Genomic DNA, 12990 nt, shown 5'->3' with positions numbered 1-12990 from the left:
AACCATTACTCATACCGAAGCCACTACTTTCTGCGACGGTGGTACCGTGGTACTGACGTCATCTCTAGCAGACAGTTACCAATGGTACAAAGGCGGGGTGGCGATTGATGGAGAAACGAACAGAACTTACACCGCAACGACTAGTGGCGATTACTCCGTAAAAATTACTTTATCAGGCTGCGAAAGTCTGGTTTCAACTCCGGTAACGGTGACGGAACGTCCGGTTCCGGTAGCCACCATTACTCATACCGAAGCCACAACTTTCTGCGACGGAGGTACCGTTGTACTGACTTCATCGCTAGCAGACAGCTACCAATGGTACAAAGACAACATCCTGATCCCAACTGCAACCAATAGAACCTACACCGCAACTATTAGCGGTAACTACACTGTAAAAGTAACTTCGCTAACCTGCCAAAGCGCAGCTTCGGCACCAGTAACCGTAACTGCAAACCCAATTCCAGTAGCCACAATCACCGTTACCGGCGTAACCACCTTCTGCAATGGAGGTTCAGCCTTACTGACTTCATCACTAGCAGACAGTTACCAATGGTACAAAAACAACATCCTGATCCCAACTGCAACCAACAGAACATACACTGCAACTACCAGTGGTAACTACTCGGTAAAAGTAACTTCGCTAACCTGCCAAAGCACAGCTTCGACAGCTATACCGATCATGGTAAACCCAATTCCAAATCCGCCGACCATTACTGCAGTAAACCATGGTGTATTTTGCGTAGGTGGTAGTACAATCCTTACCTCATCAGAAAACAGCGGCAACCAATGGTTTAAAAATGGCATCCTAATTCCTGGTGCCACGAATAAAATTTATACTGCAACAACACCAGGCGAATACTCAGTTATGTTTACCAACCTAAACGGCTGCCCAAGTATCGTTTCCTCACCAACTACCGTTACAGAAGTAACATACCCTGACAGACCAGAAATCTCCCCATCAAATGAAACTACTTTCTGTGAAGGTGGAGTAGTGCTTTTAAGTTCATCACAAGCACACGGAAATCAATGGTATAAAAACGGCATCCTCATTCCTAATGCAACCGGACAAACTTATAGCGTAGGCGACATCGGTATTTATACCGTAAAAGTGACCAATGCCGGAGGATGTTCAAGTGCAATTTCGGCAAGTACCAGAGTCACGGTAAGCCCGATTCCAAAAGGATATAACGATAGGGTAAGTCCATTAACCTGTACCCAATCTTCATTTGTTTACCCATTGCAGGCCAATATCAACAATACTGCAAAAGGAGGGAACTCCGTACCTGCCACATTCATCTGGACGGTAAACTCTCCGGTAATTGGTGCGGTAAGCGGATCTGGAAATACCATCAATGCCAACCTTTACAACCCAACAGCTACCGGATTAGACGTGGTATATACCGTTACGCCAACAGGATTAACCGGCGGTTGTGCTGGCATTCCTTTCAAAATCACCATCCATGTGCCAGCATGCGTCGGACTTTCCATTACCAAAACTGCCGACCTGCAAAACGTATCCCTAGCCGGAGAAAAGATCAACTATACCATCACAGTCACAAATACTGGAAATGCAAGTCATCACAATGTGATGCTAAATGATCCATTAATTGGCAGACATTTAAACTTTACTGGCGATAACGGCAATGGCATTCTGGAAAGAACAGAAGTATGGGTGTATAGAGGAAGTTATACTGTAACCCAATCAGACCTTGACAGAAATGGGGCACCATCAGCAAACCTGGGTAAAGTTCAAAACATCGCTACCGTAGCAAGCACAGAAAATCCGGTTCCACTTTCCGCTACCGCAGATGTGACTATTGTTCAAAATCCAAAGCTGAGCTTAATGAAAACCGGACGCTTCAATTCCGACTTCAGAACCATCACCTACACCTTTGTTATCAAGAACCAAGGAAACGTAACCGTACACCAGCTGATCTTGTCGGACCCTAAATTTGCCAGACCAATTGTCCTATCCGGAACCACAATTGCCCCAGGTGCTTCGATTACACATACCGAAATTTACACCGTTACTGAAGACGAGAAATTGAATGGAAATGTGAGAAATGAGGCCCGCATAGATGGACGAACTGAGATCGGCACTGGAGTGTTCGATATTTCAGGCACCAGCCATGACAACGATACACCTACTGATGTTGACGTGGTTCGATACCCGGCCGCTGTAGATGATTATGCGAAAACAAAAACAGATGTAGAAGTAATGGTGCCAGTGGCCATAAACGACCGCGCAAGTCTGTTTCCTCTAGATGTGAGTACGATTGAGATTCAGATGGCCCCTACAAATGGAATCTTGCAAATGAATAGAGATGGAAAAATTGTTTACCAACCGAATAAAGGATATGCAGGTATAGAGAAGTTTAGCTACAAAATCAACGATGAAGTGGGATTATCCTCTAATGTAGCCATGGTGACCATCAATGTAGTTCCACCAGACCTGGAAATCCCGAATACGTTTACGCCAAATGGAGATGGGAAAAATGATACTTTCCAGATTATTGGAAGAGAAAATTATGAATCTATTGACCTATCCGTATTCAACCGTTGGGGCGATCAGGTATACCACAACAACAATTATAAAGATGAATGGGATGGTGCAGGTTTAAATGAAGGAACCTACTTCTATGTATTGAAACTAAAAAAAGGAGGAGTAATCACCTCTCGTAAAAGCTGGATTTTAATCAAAAGATAATGAAAATTAGAAAATTGATCATCGTAATGTTAGGTGTCTGCAGTATGCAAATTGGGAAAGTAGCCGCGCAGCAAAATATTCAGTTTACTCAGTATATCTTTAATAGCCTGAGTATAAATCCTGCTTATGCGGGTTATAAAGAAGAGTGGTTTGTTCAACTCGGATTGCGGGCGCAATGGTTGGGAATGGAAGGAGCACCACAAACAGGAACCGCCTCCATTGATGGAATCTTAGATCCGCAGGATCGTAAAATGGGCCTAGGAGTACAAATTACAACCGATAAAATCGGCGCACAATCCTCAACCTCTGCAACATTGAACTATGCCTACCGACTACAATTGAATGGAGAAGATACACAACGTTTGAGTTTCGGATTGGGAGTAGGGGCAGCGCAATACAGTTTAAAAGGACAATTGTTAACCACAATCACCCCCGGTGATGAATCAGTCCCAGTCGGAAATCAAAGCAATATCGTTCCCGATTTACGCCTCGGTGTATTTTATAATTCAGACTATTGGTACCTCGGACTTTCCGCTTTAGACATCTTCTCCGGACCTGATAAAAGAAGAAACCAATCCTCTTCCTTAAACATCATCCGTAGCCGACATGCCTACCTGATGGGTGGTGCATTAATCAATCTAAGCCCGGAAATCAGAGTCAGACCTAGCATCCTCATCAAAGAAGATTTTAGAGGACCAACTAGTGCCGACTTAAACGCCATGGTCATCATTAATGATAAAGTCTGGATCGGTGGTTCTTTCCGTACAGGATTTAGCCTATGGAAGAAACCATTGGAAGGACTCTCCCTGAGTAAAGAAAACTCTCTCTCCGGGATCGTCCAGTTTTTTGTAAACGACCGATTCAGATTGGGCTACTCCTACGACCAGGTCACCAGTGCATTGGGTAGCAGTCAGAATGGATCTCATGAAATTACTATGGGCCTGGCCTTTGGCAAAGCCCCAAGGTCTTTCATCTGTCCACGAGTATTCTAATAACCAGGCATCGGATAATGTAACCTCGTATCTTTGGAATTACCCAACATCGCCCCCTGGACTGTTGGCGGACTTACGGGAGTAGTATGGATATTGTTCAGCAAATCATTGTGCTTCTCCAATAGTGTGATGTATTTGTTCATCCAATACTGTACAGTATTAGAGTAATATTGGTCATTTTCTATCTTATCCCGCACCAGAGTAGCCATGATTTTATCTCCCTCTTTTGCGAAAGCTTCAGGGAAATCATTCGAAAAATCATAATCTATCGCAAAGCCAATCCTACATACCACATCAATACTGATCTTCTTTTGTTGAAACCAATTGTAAATAGAAGTTCTGCTGACATCTAAAATGCGGGAAAGCTCAGAAATGCCAATCTTGTTGCGCACGATGCGCTCGATTAGACCGTCGTTGTTTATATCCATAAGATAATAGTTTAGGTTAATTAGAAACCAGCATACTATTACTCAAACATGAGATCAGTTGGGACTAATCTGTTAGAAAGATAATAAAATAATTGCCAGTTTCACAACTAAAAGTTTTATTTTGAAATAAATAATCTGAAATAGCACTATTCATTAAGAATATGGGCTATTAAGGATCAACTATCTAATCCCTCATCAATAGAATTGTTACTGATGAACTCAGGAAGGATAGCCTTGAGTTTTCGAATATCGGTATAAGGGAAAGAAGTCTATATCCGCTGTTTCGCGGATCTCTAGTTTTTCTACCAAAGCATCATATACTGCTGGATTTGCAATGAACCTCCAACTGCTGAAATCAAGAATCAAATCTGAAAAACAAGCCTTCCATTCAAAAAGAGAATCTCTTTTGAAGTTAAAACCCCCACCAAGATGAAAATAACGGGCACCCATTTTTCGTCCAATAACGGTGATCTCATCAGTGAGCAATCTGGCAGGAGAATCCGGTAAATAAGCAGTAAGTGTGCCTAAAAGATGCGCCTGGATAATTTCATTGGTGCAGACCATATAAACACCGGATACTGCCTTATCATGGAGGTACACCAGCAGTAATTTGCTGCTTAACTCGTCCGAATGATAGAGGTCTCTAAAGTAAGAACCCGGAAAAAGATAACTGTCTGAAGCACCAATCCTTTTCATGTTTTCCGTGTATATATTCGCGAAAATGTCAATGTCTTCTATCGAATCCGACTCCCTGACCACATAACCCTTACTTTTCAATTGACGGATCTTTCCCCTCAATCGCCTATGGTATTTTTTACGCTGCGTTTCCAAAGAAAGACTCAGGTCTATCGCTACCGTTTTGCCATTAGAATGGATGCTCCCAAGTTCAGCTAAGGACAAGCGCTGGTCGAAAAAAGGATGTAATGTTGAAAATACCGACACAATCTTTTCCTCTTTCAAAGATTCCAGAAAAGAAGTCCTGAAGTTTTCAAGAAAGGAGGGACTCAGGTCAGTAAATTTCTGATTAGAAATAGGTCCGGTATATCCGTAAATGGAAGTCAGGTCTGAGTATTCTTCCCCTGGAATTTCTCTTTTGATGAATGGAAAAGCCAGGTACGTTTCCCCTTCTTCATAAACGAACAGCAAAGGCTCACCCCCAACATCTAAAGAATGGTAGTGCCAGGTATGGTAGAAGTCGTGCTGTAAGGAGTTTCCGACATAATACTTCCAATCTTCTTTTTCAAATAGCTGTAGGAGTCTTTTCATAATTGACGGATGATTTGTAGGAGATAATCCATCTCCTTAAGGCGCATTAGTTTTTGTTGATCATTTCTACCCATTGCGTCATGATCTTTTCTTTATTGAAGTGTTGCTCCACATATAGTTTTCCTTTATGGCCAAGTTGATGTCTTTCTGTAGCACTAAGCGCCATCATTGCTTTCATTTTTTCGGCAAGATCTTTTGCGTTTCTTTTTTTTGTCAGCATTCCGCATCCGGCATTGCCTACCAGTTCTGTAATCCCATCAATGGCGGTTGCCACAATAGGTTTGCCATGAGACATCGCCTCTATAATCGCATTGGGCATGCCTTCAGAATGAGAAGAAAGGACAAATGCATCTGCCGAATGCAGGTAGAGTGAAGGTTCCTGCTGGAAATCCAATAATCTCACATATTTCTTAATCCCCAGGTCCAGCACCATTTGATAAGGCCAGGAAGCTTCATTTAAACCGCCGATGATATCCACACGGAAGGAGCCTGGTTTCAGTAGCGCAATCGCCTCAAAAAGCGTGAGGTAGTCTTTATTCCAACTGAAATGCGCCACACATACCCATGTAAAAACGGCGTGTTTCTGTGGTACAATCATAGAAACACTGGGCATCGTGATCAAATTATGGATCACTTTACTCTCTTTTCTTACCAGATTTAACCTTTCGAAACTGGCTTTCCCTGCCGCCGAATTAAACACCACCTCATCATCCATCATTTTCGACAGCTTCATGAGTAAATGCCATTTATTGGGAATCACGGAAGTCCTGATAGCGGAAATCAATTTGAATCCATGTCTTCTTTTAAGCATTCTCGAAAATAAAATAGCGGCAAACATAAAGGCAATGACCAGGTCTGGTTTATGGATGGAAAATAGCCTGTTTAGCCTTTTCCAATTCTTGTAAGGTTCATTTCTCCAGTTGTTTAAGGTTGCTACTTTTAAACCCAAACGTTTGAAGCTCAGGTCAAACTCATTTTTAGGTTTTAGCGAAATGATCAATAGATCAAAACCCCTGGAATGTAAGTCGCTGGCAATGCTTAGCAACTGTGTTTCTACACCTCCCTTGCTCAATGATGGACTGAGGAGGATAATTCTTTTGTGCTGATTGATCATATCCTGTGGTATTTTGAGCATGACCTCAAATGAGGCGCATGCATTTAGATGCTCGAAAGCTGGAACAGTGCCGTCCATCTGGCCGTGGTGTGTTCCACTGCATTACTCAGTTGTATTTTTCGGGCATTAACGGATATTTTAGCTTTTAAAAGCGGATCATTAAGGATCATATTCATGGCAGAAGCCAATTGGTAAATGTTCCCCGTTTTAATCAATAAGCCGTTTTTTCCATGATCAATAAGATCCGAGGGGCCGTATTCGCAATTCGTAGCAATACATGGACTACCTAAACTCAGCGCTTCCGATAAAGCATTGGGATAACCTTCATTTCGGGAAGAAAGTACAAACATATCCGCCTGTCGGTAGTAATCTTGTATATTTTCACGGAAGCCAATTAGCTTGATCCGCGCAGTTAAGCCAAGCGCTTCTATCTGTGCTTCCAAAGCCTCGCGTTGTTCGCCTTCACCGGAAATTAACAGGTGCAGATTTTTTTCTTCTACTCTCTTAAAGGCATTGATCAATACATCAAATCCCTTTTGTGCAGTCAGCCGGCCTACCCCTAGAATGAAGCGATGGGGATAGACCTGACTGTGCTGCGATTCCGGGAATATAGTAATCGGATGGTTAATTACTTTCAGATTGCTCAGCCGCTTAAAAAGCTTAGTTTTCCTGAAGCCATCTGCCATGCTTTTAGAAGGCAATACCACGGCTCTTGCTTGCTGATATAATTTATAGGTCACCCATCGCATCAAGGGATTGAATTTCCTGATGGTTGAAGAAGGCGTAATGCATTCGGCTACGATAAATGGAAAGTTTAACATAATACAGCTGAGACCCGTCCATAAATTCGCAGAGGTCATAAAAGAGACCACAACGGATGGGTTTTCGCGCTGCAATACATACATTAACCGGGAAAATACCTGGATGTAATTCCAGCAACGATGCAGCAATCCTCGCTTTCGCGGATATTTGATCAGCCTACGAACCAATATTCCTGGTTCCAGGGAGTATACCGGTTCAGTAGCATTTAGACAAATGATCTGTACCTCATGTCCTTTTTGATGGTGGTAATTAGCGAGGTTGGAAATGACCCTTTCTGCACCACCAGAACCATGTAAGGAGTTGATCACAAATAATAACTTTTCTGGAACTTGATTTACCATAAGGAGCGGATGGTTTGTGCGGCTTTGTTAAACCGGAAATAACGTAAGTCAAAAAGCAGGTATTGCTGGAGGTAAATTTTTAATAGCGCTTTCTTTTGATAAGTATTGTACTTGAAATTCTGGATCATCAGGTCGAAATCGCTGATCATTCTTAGTTTTCTCAGTTTAGGATCAATCGTGCTCCATATCCCTCCACTATGCAGCCGGTAACAGGCCATCACCCTTGGAATCACGAAAATCTTTTTGCCGGTCTGAAGGACGTATAATTTAAATAGGGTGTCAGTACGGTAAGTTTTATGATACCAGTCCTGCAATCCTACCGACCTTATTCCCTCATCATTTTTGATCATTAAGGAACAAATTCTGGTTTCTTCTCTTCTGCCAAGTAGGAGGTCTTCGTAGCTAAATTCCAGTTTTTCAGGCCTTGGATCTATATAGATCATTTGATCCTTTTCATTGATCACCTGGGTGTAATGGCAACAAATGACATATTCCGGATGACTTTCTAAAAAATCCACTTGCCTTTGAAGCTTCATCGGGTCAGTCCAGAAATCATCGCCATCACACATGGCAATGTATTTTCCTTTCGCCTCCTTCATGGTCAATAGCTGGTTTTTTTTGGAGCCTACATTGCTTTTCGCCCGTACAACTCTCAAAAGTTCAGGGTATCTCTTTTGATAATAATCCAGAATATGACCCGTGTTATCCGTAGAATGGTCTTCGCCAATAATGATTTCCAGCTTAAAATTGCAACGCTGCATTAAAAAGCTTTCTACCGCCTGGACAATGTATTTTTCATGGTTGTAGGTGATGCAGCAAATGCTGACCATGAGGTCTTTTTGAGCTTTCATAAGATCAGGAGAAGGGGGGATGGAGAAAGAAATGACTATGGAAAAGAATGCCCGTTTATCGGGATGTGCTGGTGATTTCCAAGGTCAATGTTGACTTTTCTTTTTTTGATGACCACCGGTTCCTGATAATTTTGCACCCGCCATAAGATGCGGCAAATCAGGTCGAGATCAGAAGTTTTGAGGGTATGGTATAGCGGAAGACAAAGCATTCTTTTGGAAACATCTTCGCAGATCGGCAGCTTTGTTTTGAGCACATACGGTAGCGCTGATAGGGCTGGGTAAAAGTAACGCCTGCAATATATTTTAGAACCTTCCAGCCTTTTCATGCATTGCAACAACAGTTCTTCCGTTTCAAAAAGTACCGGAAAGTAGGCGAAATTATAATCCATATTGTCATTCAACTTTGGAAAGCTGACTTTAAAGTTTTTCAATCGCTTGTAATAATGATAGGAAAGTGTTCTCCTGCGTTCCAGGATTTCTTCAATATGTTCCAGGTTACACAAGCCCATTGCAGCATGAAATTCACAATTTTTTCCATTGATACCTGGCCGCTTGTCGAATGTTTCCAGACCATTATGTCCGAAGTTTCTCATACAGGCAAGGGTTTTCAGTAGGTAAGGATCTTTGGTGAAAACCGCACCCCCTTCAATGGTATGGAACAGCTTGGTGGCATGAAAACTTGCGGTACTGATGTCGCCATAAGCGAACACAGATTTATTTTTATAAGTGGTACCAAAACAATGGGCAGCATCATAAATCACTTTTAGCTTATGCTGGTCGGCAATGGCTTGAATGGCATCAATATCACAAGGATTTCCAAAAGTATGGGTGGCCAGAATGGCCTTTGTTTTCGGCGTGATGGCAGCTTCTATTTTGGCAGGATCAATATTGAAGGTCTCGGGATCGATGTCTACAAAAATTGGGATACAACCTTCCCAGGCAATGCTACTCGTGGTTGCTACATAAGAAAAAGCAGTAGTGATGACTTCCCCATGGATGTCAAGGGCTTTAATGGCCATTTGCAATGCTATGGTGCCATTAGACACAAATAGCAAGTGTTTTATTCTCAGGTACTCCTGAAGTTTAGTCTCTAATTCATTGACCAGCGGCCCATTGTTGCTGAGCCATTGACGCTCCCAAATGCTGCTGATATAACGATTGAAATCTTCCATGTTTGGAAGAAAGGGTTTAGTTACGGGAATCATTTTTTGAAGATTAATTATTTGAAATCTGTTGCTGTGCTCAGTTTAAATAAGGCGCTACCCTAAAAATTACCGTCAGCACATCCTGATCATTAAATCCTGTCACGAGGCGTCGTACTAAAAACACTAACAGGTAGATCAGGAGGCTTTCGGCAAAACAATAAAAAAACAATCATGAAATTCTCTTTGAGCAGCGATTGCTGGATGTTTCATTTTTTTGATCAATTAAAGGATATTGGTATGGAATGTATAGTGTTTAAAATCACATTGCTTAGCGGAAAGTTGCTGACTAATGCGCAGTTCAAATGATCAAAAGCCAGGATCACATTCTTACCCTGAACACGGATGACTGTCCCTTCCTGGTCAAAAAACAAACCTTTCTTCACTCTGATCCGATCACCGGAATTGATCTCCTGAAGGCTCACCACTTCTACATCTGGACAGTTATGCGTATATTCTTTTATTTTCTCAATCACCTGATCCTGGATTACTGCAGGTTTGGCCATGTAATACACAAAGTTCATTACGCCTAACGTTTGTCGCACTTTATACGCCTCACGGTCATTAATGCGTACAAAAACATAAGAGTTAAACAGTGGAAGTATGACTTGTTTTCTACGGTCCGCCCATTGACTGGTTACTTTTTTAACAGGACAGTAGGCTTCTATGCCCTGCATTTGTAAAAGCCGGTCAACTTTTTTTTCCCATCTCGGACGGGTATAAACCACTAGCCATTGTTTGCGCCATAACGTAAGGTGTGTATCATGTAATTCCATAAAGCAACATTAAAAAGAGGTGATTAAAATTGTATTTGGGTACAGCTTCGCTACCTCAGTTACATGAGTAGCAGTATCTAAAGCATTAAAGGCATTTTTTTTTGATGAAATTACGATATAGAATAACCATAATTAGTTCCCGTTTTTTACGGTAGAATAAAGTTATCTAATTATAATTCAAGAGGATATGGTTTTGAGAAGTTGTAGGGAAACTGTTAAAATGGGCATTCTTATGAACAAGAAAAATGCGGAAAGACAGATCATATGAACAGTTTGTACAGTCCGAATTGACATAGACAGGAGTAGCATTTAAACATTTTACTCCAATAATGTGTTAATTTGTTTGATGATCTCAATTTTTTTATATTAGGTTAAGCGGATTGAAAAATGATCGGTTTCAAAAACTATTAAATTTATGTTTGACGAATTGAGTAAATACAAACAAGGCAATTTCTTTTTTCAGGCAACAGACAGTTTAGTAGAAGTCTGCAATGTAGACGCCCATAATTATGGGCTGTATCTGGTATATGCACTTCGGAAGGGTAGGGTGGAGCTGGTTTATATTAATAAATCCGGTCCACCGGAAAAACCAAATGATTTGAAGGTCAGTTCAGATATTGCGGATGATCTGAGAGAAAACCTATTGAATGGTTTTCAATTTGGGGAAATTGAACGTAAGAACTCCTGGCCAGTTCAAATGATGATTGAAGATATCGAAGCACTACATATTCATTGGTACGTGACTTACGATCAAAAGAACAAAGATTTACCAGCAACAATGAAGTCCAAAATTCTGCAAATCTATCAGGGAATTTATGGTCAGTTGCCGAGATGGAACCAAACATAAACTCCTGATCGCAAATGAATGCGATATATAACTAATACAGATTGTACAATTATTTTATTGTACATACACTGTTTTAATGTTCACAAATTCCCTAATTCCAAAAGAACTGAGTTCTCTGCCATAGCCACTTTGGTTGATGCCTCCAAAGGGTAATCTGGAATCCGATTTAACGAGACTATTTACAAAGCAAGAGCCTGCGTTTAATTTCTTTGCTGCAATTTCTTCGCCATGCGCTTTCGAAGCGGTAAATACTGCTGCTCCCAATCCAAACGGACTGTCGTTAGCGATTTTTATCGCTTCTTCCTCATCCTTTGCGGTAATTAACAAGGCCACCGGACCGAATATTTCTTCCTGATAAGCTGGCATTCCCTTTTTAATTCCGCTGAGAATGGTAGGGGTATAAAATGCATGATCTCCTTTGAATTCCGGAATTTTTCCACCAAGAATACATTTTGCACCTGCTTTGATGTTATCGCTTACTTGTTGATGTAGTTCATCGCGTAGGTCAATTCTGGCCATCGGACCAAGGTCGCTTTGTTTATCAAATGGATCTCCGGTAATTTTCGACTGCATCTTTTGAAGAAAGATTTTTGTGAACTCTTTTTCTATCTCTTTTACCAGAATGAATCTTTTCGCGGCAATGCAACTTTGGCCGTTATTGATGAGCCTGCTTTGCATACAAATTTCTGCAGCCTGCTCTAAATTAGCATCCGCCAATACCAGATAAGGGTCACTTCCTCCCAATTCCAGTACCGTCTTTTTCAAATGAAAACCTGCTTGTTGTGCAACCTGTTTTCCTGCTTCGGTACTTCCTGTCAGGGTAACGGCCTTAATGAAGGGGTGGGCGATGGCTTGTTTCACCATTTTACTGTTGATCAGTAATACGTTGAAAACATCTTTTGGAAAGCCGGCTTCTTTGATCACATCTTCTATCGCCAATGCGCAACCGCTCACGTTGGACGCATGCTTCAATACTCCAGCATTTCCTGCCATCAGCGCTGGAGCTAAAAAGCGGAACAATTGCCAAAAGGGAAAATTCCATGGCATCACCGCAAGGACTACTCCTAATGGCTGAAAGCTCACGTAACTCTTGGTCGCTTCGGTTGCAATGATCTCGTCTTTTAGGAAATTAGCACCATTGGAAGCATAATAATCACATACGGCAGCACACTTTTCTATTTCTGCAATTCCTGCTGCTAAGGGTTTCCCCATTTCTTTGGCCATTAAAGTAGCCAGTTCAGTCTTCCGCTTTAAAAGTACCGCTGAAGTGTTCCTCAGGAACTCTGCCCGTACAGAAAAACGGGTATCTTTCCACTTTAGCCAGGCGGCATGGGTCTTTTCTATTTTCGTATTAACTTGCTTTTCTGTATCTTCTATATAGGTTTTAATCGTTTTTCCGTTGGTCGGGTTCACTGATATCATAAATTCTCCTTTTTGTATCTAAGTTATAACAGCAATTAAACAGGGCGATTTGTTTGCTCAATTTTTGGACATAAATCTCCTGTAACTATAAGGAAAGATAGTTAATTTCTGCGGCTGTTAAAATATTTATACTAAAAACAGGTGTTTGTACCTAAGGAATTTATCTCTTAGCCAGGCTTCCCGGGTAGGTGTTTTAGTCGCTCTTTGAGAACCTCATATTCT

At 41.5% G+C, this 12990-nt stretch carries 11 protein-coding genes; 3 read left to right on the top strand and 8 right to left on the bottom strand.

The genetic code is table 11. The annotated features are described in order from the left end of the window. Together R2S10_RS24615 and R2S10_RS24610 are read left to right on the top strand one after the other, a co-directional pair. Positions 1-2707 (top strand): gliding motility-associated C-terminal domain-containing protein (locus R2S10_RS24615; RefSeq protein WP_316843054.1); only part of this gene is annotated, 2707 nt, incomplete at its 5' end. Continuing rightward, positions 2707-3699, top strand: a complete 993-nt coding sequence (locus R2S10_RS24610) for a type IX secretion system membrane protein PorP/SprF (RefSeq protein ID WP_316843053.1) — start codon at positions 2707-2709, stop codon at positions 3697-3699. The genes R2S10_RS24615 and R2S10_RS24610, both read left to right, overlap by 1 nt. Here R2S10_RS24610 and R2S10_RS24605 read toward each other — a convergent pair. The 7 genes from R2S10_RS24605 to R2S10_RS24575 all read right to left on the bottom strand — a co-directional run bounded on the left by R2S10_RS24605 (position 3696) and on the right by R2S10_RS24575 (position 10499). Continuing rightward, on the bottom strand, positions 3696-4127 hold the full coding sequence (locus R2S10_RS24605) for a hypothetical protein (protein ID WP_316843052.1): 432 nt from the start codon (positions 4125-4127) through the stop codon (positions 3696-3698). The genes R2S10_RS24610 and R2S10_RS24605 overlap by 4 nt on opposite strands. Positions 4128-4346: 219 nt before the next feature. Next, positions 4347-5393, bottom strand: a complete 1047-nt coding sequence (locus R2S10_RS24600; protein WP_316843051.1) for a GNAT family N-acetyltransferase — start codon at positions 5391-5393, stop codon at positions 4347-4349. Between the two features lie 46 nt (positions 5394-5439). After that, positions 5440-6507: a glycosyltransferase gene (locus R2S10_RS24595; protein WP_316843050.1), complete on the bottom strand. Its 1068-nt coding sequence runs from the start codon at positions 6505-6507 to the stop codon at positions 5440-5442. A gap of 44 nt (positions 6508-6551) precedes the next feature. After that, the gene (locus tag R2S10_RS24590; protein ID WP_316843049.1) at positions 6552-7670 is read right to left on the bottom strand and encodes a glycosyltransferase family 4 protein; all 1119 of its coding nucleotides are present in this window, start codon (positions 7668-7670) and stop codon (positions 6552-6554) included. After that, positions 7664-8521, bottom strand: coding sequence for a glycosyltransferase family 2 protein (locus R2S10_RS24585; protein WP_316843048.1), 858 nt, complete (start codon positions 8519-8521; stop codon positions 7664-7666). Before R2S10_RS24585 ends, R2S10_RS24590 begins: the two co-directional genes overlap by 7 nt. 35 nt (positions 8522-8556) lie before the next feature. After that, positions 8557-9693: a DegT/DnrJ/EryC1/StrS family aminotransferase gene (locus R2S10_RS24580; protein WP_316843047.1), complete on the bottom strand. Its 1137-nt coding sequence runs from the start codon at positions 9691-9693 to the stop codon at positions 8557-8559. A gap of 251 nt (positions 9694-9944) precedes the next feature. Next, complete coding sequence (locus tag R2S10_RS24575) at positions 9945-10499, bottom strand: UpxY family transcription antiterminator (RefSeq protein ID WP_316843046.1); 555 nt, start codon at positions 10497-10499, stop codon at positions 9945-9947. Positions 10500-10914: 415 nt separating this feature from the next. On the opposite strand from R2S10_RS24575, the gene R2S10_RS24570 reads away from it, so the two are divergent. Then, entirely contained in the window at positions 10915-11346 is a 432-nt protein-coding gene (locus R2S10_RS24570) for a hypothetical protein (RefSeq protein WP_316843045.1), read from the top strand. A gap of 54 nt (positions 11347-11400) precedes the next feature. Here the strand turns inward: R2S10_RS24570 and R2S10_RS24565 are convergent, their stop codons facing one another. Beyond that, complete coding sequence (locus R2S10_RS24565) at positions 11401-12768, bottom strand: NAD-dependent succinate-semialdehyde dehydrogenase (RefSeq protein ID WP_316843044.1); 1368 nt, start codon at positions 12766-12768, stop codon at positions 11401-11403. Positions 12769-12990 lie beyond the last annotated feature (222 nt).

This window comes from Pedobacter gandavensis (genome assembly GCF_032678745.1).
Lineage (GTDB): Bacteria > Bacteroidota > Bacteroidia > Sphingobacteriales > Sphingobacteriaceae > Pedobacter > Pedobacter gandavensis_C.
This window is presented reverse-complemented; position numbering and strand designations above follow the sequence as displayed.